The following is a 13,652-nucleotide window of genomic DNA, read 5'->3' as shown; positions in this document are numbered from 1 at the left end:
GTTAGCCTCCTATTCGCCTCCCGGTACCGGCCTGAAGAGCGGTACGGAGCTTCGGAATCGCCTCGTCCACGGCACGACGCACGTCGTCGCCGTTGCTGACGGGACCGTTGAAGTTGAACTCGACGTTGATGCCGCCGCCGTCCGAGACCGAGCCACGGACGGAACCCGCGTTCGCCTCCATGAGGGAGGTGAACTCGCGGCGCCCGCCCTCGGAGCGGAAGAACTGCGACTTCTTCGGGTTCCAGCCCCGACGCCGGCGCAGCGCGTTGGCGAACATGCTGCTCGCCAGGTGCGGCATGACCTCCTCGCCGCCGCGCATGCGCAGCAGCTCGGGACCCTGCTCGCCGACCCACGTCCAGCCGGGGGGTGCATTGGTCGAGCCCCGGGCCAGGTTGCCGGGAATGCCGAGACCGGAGCCGCCACGGCGGAAGTCCTCAAGCTGCCACCGAGCCTGCGGAGACAGGTCGGTCGCGCCGGAGTACACCGCGTGGATGTGCTGGTTGCCCGGCCAGTCCCGGTACCAGGCCGCGAAGCCGGCCGCGTGGAGCGCGGGCAGCAGCTCGGGACCGCCGGCGATGTCGTAGACACCGCCGCCCGAGTGGGTGCCGGCCGAGGCCGCCACCGAGTTGCTGTACGGCCCCTGCACGATCATGCCGGGCGAGATGCCGGCTGCCGCCAGTGCCGCCTCGGCGGAGCCCGACGCCGCGCCGAGTGATCCACCCCCTCCGCCGCCGGAAGCCGCAGCAGCGGCCTGCGCCGCCGCCAGGGCCTCGGCCGCCGCGATGGCGCGCTCAGTGGCTGCGATGAACTCCTCGATCTTGGCGATTGCCGTATCGAGCTGGGCGACGATGGTCTCCACCATCGCGGTGAACGCTGCGGAGACCGCCTCGTTCATCGCCTCTGCCGCCGCCGGCATCGTCACCGACATGTGCTCCTCGAACGGGAGGATCTGACCGTCCCGGATCAAGGTCCACTGCGCGAGCGACGTCGCCTGCATCGTGGTCCACGCGAGGTCGTGCGCCGTCTGCATCGTCACCGACATCTGGGGCATGGTCGTCCCCAGGTGCAGCTCCGCCTCGGCGTACGTCGTATCCCGCATGATCGTCCACTGCGCGAGCGACGTCGCATTCATCGTGACCCACGCAAGATCGTGGGCTGTCTGCATCGCCAGCGACATGGCCAGCATGGTCGTGCCCATGTGAGTCTCGGCCGGTGTGTAGACCGTCGACAACTGCGTGTTCCAGTTGGTCTGCGCAGCCGCCGTCATCGCCTGCCAGTTGGTGGCAGCCGACGTCGCCATCGCGGTGAAGTTGACGGCAGCCGAGTTGGCCATCGTCTCCAGGTTGGCCGGGATCTGGACGCCCACCTCGTTGCCGACCGCCGTGGTGGTAGCGGTGATGGCGGGCTGAGCGGCAGTGCCCGCAGCGACGGTGCCGTTCCAGGCAGTCTGGACCGTCGTCAGCATGTGCTGCGCGGCACCGATGATCGGCCCGAACCAGCCCTCCACCTGCGGAGGACCGCCGAAGGACTGCATCTGCTCCATCATCGGAGACTGGAGCATCGCCGTCTCCGGCATCCCCGAGGCAGGGAGCTGCGGAGTGACGACCGCCGGCCCCATGCTGTCCAGGATCGACGCCGTCTGCGCTGCCGGGAACACCTGCTCCCCGCCGCCGAAGTTCGCATACCCGGGGCCGGTGACCAGCTCCGGGCCCTCCTCGCCGACCAGGTGAAGACCTGGCGTGGCGCTGGAGGTGCCATCGGCGTATGGGGACCCCGGCACCTGACCTCCGTACCGCGCCTGAATGTAGTTGGCGCTGGCGACCATGTTGGCCAGGGGGTCCAGGATGTTGTTCGGGAGGGACGGGTCGCGGTAGGCCGCGAAGGTCGGCGGGATAACTTGCATGAGGCCCTGACTGGGAACGCCGTTCTTGGCGTTGATGTCCCAGCCGTTGATCGCGTTCGGGTTGCCGCCAGACTCCTTCATCATCAGCGCGAGGAAGCGCTGAAGCTGGCTCGGGTCGAGGCCGGCGATCTGGAGAGCCTTGGCAGCGAGCGGGGCCCAGCCCTGCACGGACTGGGTGCCCGCCACGGACATGGCCGTGAACTGCTGCTTGGCCTCCTCGTCCTTCTTGACCAGGCTGTCGATCATCCCCATGACGATCTTCTTGGTGCCGGCGACGAGCATCTTGCCGAAGTCGCCGGCCATTCCGAAGTTGTCCAGGAAGCTGATCGCGAAGTCGAAGGCCTTCTCGATGACCGCGCGCCCGAGGAAGCCGAGGACCATCCCGCCGGTCTTCATCATGTTCTCGATGCCGCCGGTGATGACGCCGACACCGAGCGGGTCGCCGTCGCCGACGCGGACATCGGCCGCGTCGGGGCTCGTCGAAGCGTCGCCGCCGACGATGATGCCGCCGGGGCCGACGACGCCCGGGTTCGGGGGCTCCGGTGCCGCCATGACGACGCCGCCACCCTGGAAGAAGTGGGTGCCCCAGCCGTCCTCGTTCTGAGGATCGCGCGCGAACGCGACGATCCCGCCCCGGGCGTAGCCCGGCAGCTCGGCGCAGCCGGACATGATGCCGCCCTTGGCGTAGCCCGGGAAGGCCACGTTCTTGCCGCCGCGACCGTGGGAGAAGTGGTAGTTGGCCCAGTGGACGAAGTTCGGCCCCAGTCCCCTGACAGCCTCGGGGACGAGGATGCCCTCGCCCCGGGACAGCATGGCGGGAACGGTGTCCCGGCCGGGTGCGTATCCGGGGAGGACGCCGCCGGCCTTGAACATGGGCATGCCGCCGGCGATGCCGCCGTTGGCGAACTCGACGACCCCGCCGGTGGCGAAGTTGAAGTCGACGCTCCAGTCGCTGGTGTCGATCTTGAGACTGTCGAGCCCGACTGCCCCGGCGATCGTGTTCCAGGCGCCCACGACCTTCTTGACGAGCCCCAGGACGGCGTTGATCGCCTTCTCGATGATCTCGCCGATCTCGTGCCAGATCCTGTCGGCCGTGGTCTTCAGCCAGTTCCACACCGTCTCCCAGGCGGACTTGATCTCCTCGGAAACGGTGTCCCAGAACCGCTTGATCCCGTTGATGAAGTCTTCCCAGAGCTGCTTAACCTCGTCCCAGATCCGCTGGGCGGTGTCCTTGATCCAGCCCCAGACCGCCTCCCACACGGTCTTGATCAGCTCGGAAACGGTGTCCCAGGCGGTCTTGATCGCGTTCAGGAAGAGGTCCCACGCTGCCTTGAGCAGGTTCCAGATCGTCTCGGCAGCAGTCTTGAGGCCGTTCCAGAAGACGTCCCAAGCCGCCTTGATGACAACCGCGATGGCGTCCCAGGCGGTCTTGATCCCGTTGAGGAAGAGGTCCCATGCCGCCTTGAGCAGGTTCCAGATCGTCTCGGCAGCAGTCTTGAGGCCGTTCCAGAACAGGTCCCACGCCGCCTTGATGAGCGTGGAGACGGTGTCCCATACGGTCTTGAGGCCGTTGATGAACAGCTCCCACGCGGCCTTCAGCGCGGTCCAGACCGCCTCGGCAGCGGTCTTGAGGCCGTTCCAGAACAGGTCCCACGCCGCCTTGACGAGGGCGGAGACGGTGTCCCATACGGTCTTGAGGCCGTTGATGAACAGCTCCCAAGCCGCCTTGAGAGCGTTCCAGACCAGCTCGGCCGTCGCCTTGAGGCCGTTCCAGAAGACGTCCCACGCCGCCTTCACGATCGCCGAGACGGTGTCCCAGATCGTCTTGAAGGTGTTGACGAAGAGTTCCCATGCGGCCTTGATGCCGTTCCAGATGACCTCGGCAGCAGCCTTGATGCCGTTCCAGAGCGTGTCCCAAGCAGCCTTGAGCGGCCCGGAGACGGTGTCCCAGACCATCCTGAGGCCGTTGACGAAGCCTTCCCACGCGGCCTTGAGCGCGCCCCAGATGCCCTCGGCGACGGTCTTGATGCCGTTCCAGATCAGGTCCCAGGCCGCCTTCAGCGGACCGGAGACCGCACTCCAAGCGGTGGCGAAGAAGCCGCAGACGGCCTGCCACGCCGTCTTGATGGCGTTCCACACGGCCTCCGCTGCCGTCCTCAGGCCGCCCCAGACCGCGCTCCAGGCCGTGGAGATCGCTCCGGACACCGACGTCCAGATCGAGGAGAAGAGATTGCAGACCGACTGCCATGCAGCCTTGAGGCCGTTCCAGACGGCCTCGGCCACCTGCTTGATGAAGTTCCAGGTCGCGTTCCAGGCCGTCTTGAACGCGTTCGAGACGGTCTCCCAGTTGGTGACCAGGAGATAGATGGCCGCGATGATTGCGGTGATTACGAGAACGATCGGGTTGGCGCTGAGCAGCAGCATGGCTGCGTTCACCAGGAGGACGGCGGCACGCCAGGCCATGAACGCGATTACCAACGCCTGGAGGAGGTCCGGCGGGATGGCCGCTATTACCTTGAGGAATACGGTGACCAGCCCGAGGGAAACCGGAGCCAATTCCCTCATGACAGTGCCGATGTTCTTCAGCGCGTCCCAGAGCGCCTGGAAGAACTCCCTCACCTGAGGGGCGGTATCTCGGACGTACTGGAGGAAGCCCTGGAACCCGCCTCCGTCAGACCACTGGCGGAGAGCGGCGGCACCTTCCCGGATGGTGCGCGTCAGCTCGACGCCACGGGGAAGGAAGGCCCTGAAGCCGTCGCCCAGGACGTTGATGACGTCCTTGCCGGCCGCCACCAGGTTCTGGAGCGCCGGGACGGCGGAAGCCTTGATCAGGTTGGCGTAGTTCTTGGCGCTGTCGCCCCGCATCCAGGTCTCGAACGCCTTCGAGGCCTGGAGGATGGTGGGGTGGAGCGCGTCGATAATGGGCTTGAGCAGCCCGATGCCGGCGGTCAGCCCCCTGACGACGTGGGTGGCCGTGGCGAGGGTTTTGTCCCGGGTCTGCTCGATGAGCCTCTTCCAGGCGGCCGACATCTGGTCCGTGGCCTGGATGAAGCCGCGCTGGGTCGGCGACAGCGCCCGGAGGGCGGCGTCCAGCTCCTTCTGGGTGGCCGCGACCTCCCTGAGCTGCTTGCGGTAGGCCTCGGTGCCGGGCGTGAGCCCGGCCAGGGTGGCCTTCTGCTTGTCCAGCTCGGCGCGGAGCTTGGTTATGTTGTCCCTGGCCGCCAGGGTCTGCGTGATGGCGCCCTTCATCGCCGCGCCGTACGCAGCGAGGCCGCTGCCGACCGAGGCCCCCATCGCCGTGGCGGCGGCGCCGATCGAAGCGAGGTGCGCGGCGATCGGCACCAGGGCCGGCCCGAAGACAGCAGCCGCCTTGGCGGCCAGGATGATGCGCCCCGACCAGCTGTTCAGAGAGTTCGTCGAGCTGCGGATGCTGCCGCCGAATTCGCGGATGTCTCGGGCGGCCTCGCGAATCCCGCTTCCGTCATAGCGGGTGAATATGGAGAATCCCAGAGAGCGAATCGTGGCCACCAGAAATCCTCCGTATTCAGTTATGTGGAGGACGGTGGAGCGAAAGGATCCGCGGCGGGGTCATATCCCCCCGGCTCGCGCTTTCGCCTCTTACCTTCCTCTTCTTCCGCTTCGTCTTCGTCGTCGTCCTCGTCCCAGCCTTCGGGCGGGTTGTACAACTCGTCTGGACGAAGCGCCCGACGGAACTTCCCGGCGGGGTTCTTCTTTCCCTTTTTGGTGATAGCAGCGCCGGTCAGGATGTTATTCAGCTGAATAAGCTCGTGCAGCTCGCACAGCATCTCTCGCTCGAATGTCGAATCGAGCGGACCGACAGCCCGCTCATACGCTTCCCACTCTTTGTATTCGCGGGCCGTCATGCTGGCCATCATCCGATCGACATCCGGTCGGCGCATTGCCAGCGCTAGACGGTGTCGGAACCTTCGGTCGGGGCGTCGTCGAAATCCTCGGCGATGTCCTTCAGGTCCTCCTCGGAGAACGCGCTCATCTCGTTGATCTTGTTGAAGACGCGCTGGAGGCCGGACGCCGGAAGGTTGCCCAGGGTCTTGATGTCGTGCTTCGTGAACATCGGGCTGCCGTCCTCGTTGACGGCAGCGAGCTGCACGAGGCGCGCACGGAAGTTCTCGTTGTTGAGCTGCTGCCGGCCTCCCCTGGTCACCTTGACCATGGAGGATTCGAAGTCGTCGCGCTCCTTCGCGGAGAGCATCTTCAGGCGGATCTTGCCGCCGCCCCACTCGGGGACGACCAGCTCCTCGATCACGAGGGTCGGCTGCTCCAGGATGGCGCCGGGGGAGAGGAAGCCGTTCTCATCGACGCGGAAGTCGTAGTTAGCCACGGGTCTGACTCCTATTAAGTTGTTTTCGCAGGTCTTGTACGGGTTGAAGACGGCGAGGGGGACCCGCGCACCCCTCGCCGTCCGTCCTTTCTGGCTCAGAAGTCCATCAGTGAGCCTTTTCCATCCTCGTCCTGAGCTGGTCAGATGCAGAGTGAGGACGGCCTGGACGAGGCTGGTGGTCCGGATGGTCGAGCATTGCAGTTTGCGGAGGAGCCGCCAGGACTTCAGGGTGGCGACAGCCTTCTCGGCCAGGGCCCGGATCTTTGCGTGGGACCGGTTCACGGCCTGCCGGCCTGCGATGAGGGTTTCCCAGCGTCCCCGGCACGAGATGCGGATCGCGCCGTTGGCGCCTCGGTGTCCCATGTCGGCCCAGTACGGGATGTCCGCCTTGGCGCGGACGCCGACGACGTGTTCACGGGCTGCGCGGATGCCGTGGACGGTGCCGGGCAGGGCCAATGGGGTCGACAGCAGCCGGCCGAAGGGCTCGGCTATGACCTGCACGTTCATCCTGTGCCGCTTGTGCTTGTCGGAGTGGAACGGCCGGTCGGCGGCGATGCGATCGATGGGAAAGAGGGTGCCGTCAGGACCAGATACGCCTTCGCCCACGTGGTCCGCACCGCGTCGGCCAGGCCGGGGCGAGAGTAGCCAGGAGCTCGACCGCCCAGGTGACACAGCGGTAGGCCGTCGTGATCTCGATGCCGAACTCGGCCGCGTCAGCAATGCCCCTCGGGGAAACCCCGGTGGGAGATGAGCGCAGTCGATGGGCCGACTGCGGCGCCATCGGCTGGTGCCCGGCCTGCGCGGCAATGGGTTGCGGGGTTCAGTTGATGGTGAGGGTGGCGACGCTGTCGATGCGGGAGACTGTTCCCAGGCCGAGGGTGCAGGCGAGGACGTCGGTCGAGGGGGCGACGAGCTGGTACACGACGGTGTCTCCGGCGAAGAGGCCGGAGGTGACGGTGCCCGTGACCGTGGTGGTGAGCACGGCAGCGGCGAGGTTGACGGTCCTGGTGCCGGTGACGACGGTGGTGGCGCCGTTGTTCCAGGTGAAGCTGATGGTGGTGGGGGCGGTGTTCAGGAGGGTAAGGCAGGAGTAGGACGGGATGGTCACCTGACTCACGGTGACGGGGGCCGAGTTGATGGCGGGCACGCTCAGCGATGTGCAGGTGTTGAGATCCCGGGTGATGGTCACGGTGGTGCTGGCGGGTGTCAGGCTCAGAGGCGGCGAGTAGGTGGAGGAGTCGTTGCTGGGCGTCGTGCACAGGATGTCGCCCACTGCCGCTTGAGCCGGTGAGCCTGCCGCTACTACCGTCACTGCCGCGAGCGCCAGCGCGCTGAGCAAGCCAATGACAGAGTTCCGCTTCATCGAGGAGCCCCTTCCCTAGGGATTCGACGGTCCCACGGGCAGGCCATCGCAGCTAGCGGCAATCCAGCCACCAAATCGGCGGCCCGGAAAGGGCACCAATCCGGCCCTCGGGGCGGGCCGGGGCGCAGCCCACGACGGCGCTGTAGAGGGCCGAGGTGGTGGCTGAGGTGTAGCCGCCGGGCAGCCCGACGCAGGGGGCGATGCCAGCGAAGGAGTCGACGTCACCTCTCATCGTGGGGCATGGCGTATACAGCTTGACAGTCCACATTCCCACCCGGACAGGCGCCTTCCGGACACCGCCACAAATGGGTGCCCCAACGCCGGAACCCGTGAACCCCATCGACCGGCAGCGAGTGTGTCACAGGCAGGTGACATACAGGGGTATCAACCACCTCGCTCTGCCACATCCGTTTCGTCCTGAATCCGGCCTGGACGTGTTTCTCTCGGTGCTGCCACGCTTCGCGGGACCTTCACATCGTGCTGCGGGCGGGCACCCCCGCCGTGGCACGCACTCCGAGGAGTTCGCCCATGAACATGAACCGAAACGCGGCGCGCATCGCGGCACTGGGGGCGGCGTGCGCGCTCGGCTCGCTGGGACTCAGCCCCGCTTCCGCTGCCCCTTCGTCGGCCTTGGTCGAGTGCACGGGCCAGTCGGTGAGCCAGTACTCGCCGCCCCTGACCAACACCCCGCAGGCGACGACGATCGTCAACCAGGGCCTGCTCGGCCTGGCCGCGTCACCCGGGCTCTGTGTCGCCGTGGGGACGACGGTGTTGTCCGCGCAGTACAGCGAGACCATCAACAACCCCTCCCAGTCCTGCAACACGACTCCCTCCTCCGGCAGCGGGAACCGGGTCTTCACCTGGGACAACGGGCAGACGAGCACGTTCACCTACACCTCGACCATCACCGTCATCAACGGCACGAGCGCCTCCGTCCGGACCGGGACGATCACCGCCGGCCGGTTCTCCGGCCATCAGGCGGAGCAGATCACCTTCTTCCCCACCCTCGACCCCACCGCCTGTGCCACCACCGGAGTCGCGACGGCGTCGTCGCAGACCACCCTCACCATCCAGCCCTGACCCCGCCCTCCCGCCGCACCAGACTCCCGTCGGAGGAATGCTCATGACGCCCCGCACCACCTCTCGCCCGCGCAGGCGCCACGCCGCTGTGGCCGCGGCGGCAGCCGGCCTGCTGATGGCCGGGCTGTCCGCGCCCACCGCGAACGCCCAGCCGGCCTCGGCCGCTCTGCTCTGCACCGGCTACGAGACCGCCACCTACCAGCCCGGCCTGACGCTGACGCAGCGGCAGACAGCCGTGACCGCCACCGGAGCCGTCGGCCCCTGCGCCGGAACCGACACGCAGCACACCGGCGGAGGCATCAGCTTCCAGGGAGAAGGACAGCTGTCGTGCACCGGCGGCAACTCGTCCGGCTCCGGGCTCATCACCTGGTCGAACCCCCAGACGACCCCATCCGCCTTTACCTTCACCGGCGGGGTCAGCCTGCGCCCCGGCGGCGTCTCCGTACTTGTCCTCACCGGCCAGGTGCAGTCCGGAGACTTCCAGGAATCGCAGATCACCGTCGAGATCGCCCTCGTCCCGGCCCTGACGGAAACCCTCCAGTGCACCACCGCCAACGGGCTCAGCACCTCGTCCGGCCCCCTGACCGTCCAGCTCCTTTGACCTCCCGCCGGCGAGAGCACCGTGCGAAATGGTCCGGCAGGTGAGATAGGGGGCGAACTTTGCTGATCAGAGGCGGTGTGCCACCGTAGAGCACCATGAATAATGATCACGACAAGGCCGAGGCGCTGGCACGAGCGGTCCGGCTGCGGGAGCAGGGCCAGGCCGAGCAGGCCCGGGAACAGCTGGTGGAACTGGTCGAGCGGTACCCGGCAGACGGCGAGATCGCCTATCAGACCGCCTGGGTGCACGATGTCCTCGGCCTGGAGCGCGAAGCCGTCCCGTTCTATGAACGTGCCCTGAGCGGCGCGGGACTGTCCGCGGAGGACCGGCACGGAGCCTTCCTCGGCCTGGGAAGCACATACCGGATCCTGGGCTCCTACGACAAGGCCGTGCAGACCCTTCGACAGGGACTCGATGAGTTCCCGGACGATGCGGCGCTGCACGCTTTCCTCGCCATGGGCTTGTACAACCAGGGTGAGAACCGTCAGGCGGTACAGCTGCTGCTGAAGACGCTCGCCGCTACCAGCAGCGACCGCCGGGTACAGGACTACCGGCGGGCAATCGAGCACTACGCCGACGACCTGGACAGCATCCAACACGACAAGGAACCTCAGCACGAAAGACGCTGAAGCCACCGGCGACACGGCACCGCTACGACAACCGTGCGTGCCGGTGGAACCCCGAGGGACTGCCCGCGCCACACAGCAGACAGTCACGCACGCCACCGCGGCGCATCCCGCATTGGTGGCGTGCTACACCCCAGCCTGAGCCACTGAGCCTTTCCAGCCTGGCAGTGCTGGCTGCGTGTTGGACAGATCGGTGGAACGACGAAGCTCCTGCTGGGCGGGTTCTCGACCAAGATCACCCGTGTCCGCCAGGAGCTTCGCGTGCTTGTCTACCCGTCGTCGATCGACCTGTCCAGTCGCACCCTGCGTTACCTGACGGGACTACTCACTGCTCGGCGAGGGGAGATCGGGACTCGATGGCGTCGGCTGACCGCCAGTCGTCAGGCTCTCCTCGCCCTGGCCCATCTGCGATGCGGTGACACCTACGCCCAGCTCGCCGCCGGGTTCGATATCGGCGTCGCAACCGTGTACCGCTACATACGCGAGGCCGTCGATGTGCTGGCCGCCCTCGCACCCACCCTGGCCGAGGCGATGCACAGCGCCCGTACCAAAGCGTTCGTGATCCTGGACGGCACCCTGCTGCCGATCGACCGGATTGCCGCCGACACCCCGTACTACTCGGGCAAACACAATCGTCACGGCATGAGCATCCAAGTCCTCACCGATCCCTTCGGTCGACTGCTGTGGGTCTCACCCGCCCTGCCCGGATCGACCCACGACCTGACAGCCGCCCGTACCCACGGCATCGTCGAAGCACTCGCCGATGTCGACCTCAAGTGCTGGTCCGACAAGGCGTATCAAGGTGCCGGTGGTTCCATCCGGGTACCCTTCCGCGGCCGCCGCCTCAAGCAGTGGCAGCGTGAGCACAACAGCACACACGCCAAGATCCGCTGCCTCGGCGAGCAGGCTATGGCCACCTTGAAGAGCTGGCGTCTCCTGCGAAAGCTCCGCTGCAGCACCAACCACATCACCGCAATCGTCCAGGCCGTCCTCGTCCTTCATCACGCCTCGGCATGAGGTTGGAAAAGGCTCAGTGCTGCCTTGTCGAGAGCGTTGCCGATGGCCCGCTCGATCTCGTCAGCGCTGTCGGCGATCGTGTCGGTGAACCATCCGGGCTTCACCGGCCGGGACTGGAACCAGAAGCTCTTGTCACCAAACAGCGGATGCCGCCAGCCCTTCGGAGAGTCAAGGCCCCTGGGGATCGGCAGCTCCGCTGCGTTGGACATCTGCGTGAAGATGCGGAAGTAAGCGGTCGTCTTGGTGCTGATGCCCTTACGGACACCGACGCCGGCGGCAACGCGAGACCTGAGTCCCGTGTGGCCGGACGGGCCGCCCTGCACTTCCGTGCGCATCGCTGCTGCCTTGGCCCGCGCGACCACAGGTTCGAGCGCTTCGTCCACTTCTTCTTCGATCCACCGGGGGAGCCGGTTCTCGACGGCCTGGAGTTGGGCGGCAGCCCGTTTCCACTCAGGGCCGGGGACGATCCATGCTCGCGTGGGCATCGGTCACGCCGTCGCGCGAGCGAACGTTCCTCGCTGGACGTTGAACGTCACCTCGGTCTCGCTGAGGTCGCCCACGTCGCCGGAGAGCGGCTGGTACTCCAGCAGGATGCAGGTACCGGTGTACCGGGGGTTCGACGCGGAAACCGCGCCCGAGGTAGGCCGGATCTCGACGGTGAACTCGTTCTCGTTGTTCCACAGCGGGAAGAGAACCGAGTCGACGGACGACGCAGCGAAGTCCTGCTGGAACGTCACGGTGAAGGAGTTGTCCTGGAGGCCGTGAACACGCTCACGACCGGAGCCGGAGAAGTTGGTCGTTTCGACCTCGTCCTTGCTCATGTTGATTTCGCACGAAGAGACGTGGTCGGAGAAGTTGGTTCCGTTCACCACCACGTAGCAATCGCGCAGCACAAGCTTGGCCATTGGCTAAGCGCCTTTCGCTATTCAGTTGTTGTTGAGTTGTTTAAGCGCTTAGCGCTCAGCCCATCCGGACGATGGCGACGGTGATGCCGGCATCCTGTGCGGAGGTCTTGAGGACGCAACGGCCGACGCCGGCCTCCGCGTCATCGGCGTACTCCTTGCGGAGCGGGATCCAGAGTTCGCCCGTGGTGATCGGGAGGACGATCACCTTGTCCGGGTGCGCGTCGCCGGTAGCGAGGGTGATGTGATCCATTTCCACGGTCACGTTGCACGCCGTGGCGCTGGTGTTCTTGTAGACCGCGAAGGTGTTGGTGCCGTCACCCACTTCCGCGTAGTCAACCGCAGCAGCCGCAACGAAGGTGGGCTTCGTACCGGCGGCCACGATGTTCTGAGTAGTCAGAGAAGCCATCTTGGCTTTACCTTTCTTGTGGCACGCCGCTAGAAGGCATGCACCTGGAGTTGCAGTGCGGCTCCGACATGCTCAACCCGCACCATGCTGTAGCTGCCGTGGTATTCGGAAACGCCGGTGACCATGACATCGATATCGCCCAGGCCGACATCAGGCTTTTGCCAGATGGCGTTCCGAACGCTTAGTGGACCAGTCTTGTCGAGGAACCTGTCCAGCTCCTGCTGTCCGCTGTCCTCATGAGTGCGAGCGCAGAGGATGAGGAGCTGGAAGCTCCACTTTTCCGTTCCCCGAGCCATCGTCATGGTGAAATCTCCGGCCTTGTTGTCGCGGCCCCCGCCGCCTGGCATCACCATCGCGCACGGCAGATCCACTGTCCCTTGCACATACGGATATGCGTAGATCTCGCCTCCGTTGCCCGTGACGTAGTCGCGGATGGTGTCGGCGATAGCAGTTCGTATCTGTTCGAGAGTGGACATGCGTGGTTATCCGATCAGGAGCCGGGTCTTGGAATAGGGGGCGAGCTTGCTGACCGCCAGCTTGTTCTGTCGCACGCGCACGACACCGAATTCGTCCAGGCCCAGAACACCGAAAGGAGCTTCCTTGAGCTTCCAGGTTTCGGCGGCCATGATTCGGCAGGCGGCTCGCACGGGGGCAGGGACCTCTGCCCAGCCCCACCGGGCCGTGACCTGGAGGGTGCGCGACCGGCCGCTGGAGGTGGAGGGGAAGCGCCGCCCCCCGAGGAGCCGGATCCGGTAGAAGGGCCAGCCGGACATGCCGTCGACGATCCCGTTGGCCGGCGACAGCTCGTACTCCGAAGCTGCCAGCGTGGTCGCGAAGGAGCCGTCGCCGCTGCTGTCGAGCTTCACCACCAGGCCGACGGTCGTGTGGAAGTCGTCGAGGTAGCTCCAGTCACACCCGTCGGGTTCGTACTCGCGCGCCGTCGCCGTCTCCGTCCGGTTGAACTGCCGGGCGCAGATGCTGTCGATCTCCCTGCTTGCCGACAGCAGGGCCTCGCGGAAGTTGTCGTCCTGGCCGGTCAGGTTCGCGTTGGCCTGACCGACCATGTACGACTTGAACTCGGCGAGGTCGACGTACGGGTCGCCGAGGGCCATCGGCTATGTCCCCTCGGCCTTGGCCTTGGCCGGGGCCGCCGCCACCTTCTTGGCCGGGATCTGAGGCCTGGCCGGCGTCTCCGGCTTGGCTGGGGGAACGTGCTCGAACACCGGGACAAGCTCGGTGAACAGGTGGGGGTAGGCGACCAGCAGGGGATGGCCCTCCCGCGCCGTGCAGTTGCGCTCGACGACGAGCGGCTTGCCCTCCCACTCGACCGAGAACGACTCCACGGCCTTGAAGATCTTTCCAGCCATGTCGTCCCTCCTTTCGTACTGAGA

At 66.3% G+C, this 13,652-nt stretch carries 13 protein-coding genes and 1 pseudogene; 4 read left to right on the top strand and 10 right to left on the bottom strand.

Translation table 11 applies throughout. The annotated features are described in order from the left end of the window. Position 1 precedes the first annotated feature (1 nt). The 4 genes and pseudogenes from ACFVQZ_RS03245 to ACFVQZ_RS03230 all read right to left on the bottom strand — a co-directional run bounded on the left by ACFVQZ_RS03245 (position 2) and on the right by ACFVQZ_RS03230 (position 7,371). The gene (locus ACFVQZ_RS03245; protein WP_383619239.1) at positions 2-5,431 is read right to left on the bottom strand and encodes a transglycosylase SLT domain-containing protein; all 5,430 of its coding nucleotides are present in this window, start codon (positions 5,429-5,431) and stop codon (positions 2-4) included. A gap of 20 nt (positions 5,432-5,451) precedes the next feature. Beyond that, on the bottom strand, positions 5,452-5,787 hold the full coding sequence (locus tag ACFVQZ_RS03240; RefSeq protein WP_383619237.1) for a hypothetical protein: 336 nt from the start codon (positions 5,785-5,787) through the stop codon (positions 5,452-5,454). 608 nt (positions 5,788-6,395) lie between these two features. Then, positions 6,396-6,975, bottom strand: a pseudogene (locus ACFVQZ_RS03235) (transposase family protein); the annotation flags it as partial. Positions 6,976-7,083: 108 nt separating this feature from the next. After that, positions 7,084-7,371: a hypothetical protein gene (locus ACFVQZ_RS03230; protein ID WP_383619235.1), complete on the bottom strand. Its 288-nt coding sequence runs from the start codon at positions 7,369-7,371 to the stop codon at positions 7,084-7,086. Between the two features lie 783 nt (positions 7,372-8,154). Between ACFVQZ_RS03230 and ACFVQZ_RS03225 the strand changes: the two genes are divergently transcribed. From ACFVQZ_RS03225 to ACFVQZ_RS03210, 4 genes are all read left to right on the top strand, one after another. Continuing rightward, the gene (locus ACFVQZ_RS03225; RefSeq protein ID WP_383619233.1) at positions 8,155-8,706 is read left to right on the top strand and encodes a hypothetical protein; all 552 of its coding nucleotides are present in this window, start codon (positions 8,155-8,157) and stop codon (positions 8,704-8,706) included. Between the two features lie 43 nt (positions 8,707-8,749). After that, on the top strand, positions 8,750-9,307 hold the full coding sequence (locus ACFVQZ_RS03220; protein WP_383619231.1) for a hypothetical protein: 558 nt from the start codon (positions 8,750-8,752) through the stop codon (positions 9,305-9,307). A 95-nt stretch (positions 9,308-9,402) separates the two neighbouring features. After that, a complete protein-coding gene (locus ACFVQZ_RS03215) occupies positions 9,403-9,936 on the top strand; it encodes a tetratricopeptide repeat protein (RefSeq protein WP_383619229.1) in 534 nt (177 codons plus the stop codon). 258 nt (positions 9,937-10,194) lie between these two features. Then, entirely contained in the window at positions 10,195-10,950 is a 756-nt protein-coding gene (locus ACFVQZ_RS03210) for a transposase family protein (protein WP_383619227.1), read from the top strand. Here the strand turns inward: ACFVQZ_RS03210 and ACFVQZ_RS03205 are convergent. From ACFVQZ_RS03205 to ACFVQZ_RS03180, 6 genes are all read right to left on the bottom strand, one after another. Further along, the gene (locus ACFVQZ_RS03205; RefSeq protein WP_383619225.1) at positions 10,935-11,333 is read right to left on the bottom strand and encodes a hypothetical protein; all 399 of its coding nucleotides are present in this window, start codon (positions 11,331-11,333) and stop codon (positions 10,935-10,937) included. The two genes, ACFVQZ_RS03210 and ACFVQZ_RS03205, sit on opposite strands and share 16 nt — an antisense overlap. A gap of 105 nt (positions 11,334-11,438) precedes the next feature. Then, the gene (locus tag ACFVQZ_RS03200) at positions 11,439-11,855 is read right to left on the bottom strand and encodes a hypothetical protein (RefSeq protein ID WP_383619223.1); all 417 of its coding nucleotides are present in this window, start codon (positions 11,853-11,855) and stop codon (positions 11,439-11,441) included. A gap of 55 nt (positions 11,856-11,910) precedes the next feature. Further along, positions 11,911-12,261: a hypothetical protein gene (locus ACFVQZ_RS03195; protein ID WP_383619221.1), complete on the bottom strand. Its 351-nt coding sequence runs from the start codon at positions 12,259-12,261 to the stop codon at positions 11,911-11,913. A 29-nt stretch (positions 12,262-12,290) separates the two neighbouring features. Then, a complete protein-coding gene (locus ACFVQZ_RS03190; RefSeq protein ID WP_383619219.1) occupies positions 12,291-12,737 on the bottom strand; it encodes a hypothetical protein in 447 nt (148 codons plus the stop codon). Between the two features lie 6 nt (positions 12,738-12,743). Then, the gene (locus ACFVQZ_RS03185) at positions 12,744-13,373 is read right to left on the bottom strand and encodes a hypothetical protein (RefSeq protein ID WP_383619217.1); all 630 of its coding nucleotides are present in this window, start codon (positions 13,371-13,373) and stop codon (positions 12,744-12,746) included. 3 nt (positions 13,374-13,376) lie between these two features. Then, complete coding sequence (locus ACFVQZ_RS03180) at positions 13,377-13,628, bottom strand: hypothetical protein (RefSeq protein WP_383619216.1); 252 nt, start codon at positions 13,626-13,628, stop codon at positions 13,377-13,379. Between the last annotated feature and the right edge of the window lie 24 nt (positions 13,629-13,652).

This window comes from Streptomyces sp. NPDC057854 (assembly GCF_042797055.1).
In the GTDB taxonomy this organism is placed as follows: Bacteria; Actinomycetota; Actinomycetes; order Streptomycetales; family Streptomycetaceae; genus Streptomyces.
Note: the sequence above shows the minus strand (reverse complement) of the source record. Positions and strands in the feature narration are given on the sequence as shown.

Coding starts and splice junctions, on each gene's coding strand:
- ACFVQZ_RS03240 (WP_383619237.1), bottom strand. CDS start 5,787: ATGACGGCCCGCGAATACAAAGAGTGGGAAGCGTATGAGCGGGCTGTC.
- ACFVQZ_RS03225 (WP_383619233.1), top strand. CDS start 8,155: ATGAACATGAACCGAAACGCGGCGCGCATCGCGGCACTGGGGGCGGCG.
- ACFVQZ_RS03220 (WP_383619231.1), top strand. CDS start 8,750: ATGACGCCCCGCACCACCTCTCGCCCGCGCAGGCGCCACGCCGCTGTG.
- ACFVQZ_RS03215 (WP_383619229.1), top strand. CDS start 9,403: ATGAATAATGATCACGACAAGGCCGAGGCGCTGGCACGAGCGGTCCGG.
- ACFVQZ_RS03200 (WP_383619223.1), bottom strand. CDS start 11,855: ATGGCCAAGCTTGTGCTGCGCGATTGCTACGTGGTGGTGAACGGAACC.
- ACFVQZ_RS03195 (WP_383619221.1), bottom strand. CDS start 12,261: ATGGCTTCTCTGACTACTCAGAACATCGTGGCCGCCGGTACGAAGCCC.
- ACFVQZ_RS03190 (WP_383619219.1), bottom strand. CDS start 12,737: ATGTCCACTCTCGAACAGATACGAACTGCTATCGCCGACACCATCCGC.
- ACFVQZ_RS03185 (WP_383619217.1), bottom strand. CDS start 13,373: ATGGCCCTCGGCGACCCGTACGTCGACCTCGCCGAGTTCAAGTCGTAC.
- ACFVQZ_RS03180 (WP_383619216.1), bottom strand. CDS start 13,628: ATGGCTGGAAAGATCTTCAAGGCCGTGGAGTCGTTCTCGGTCGAGTGG.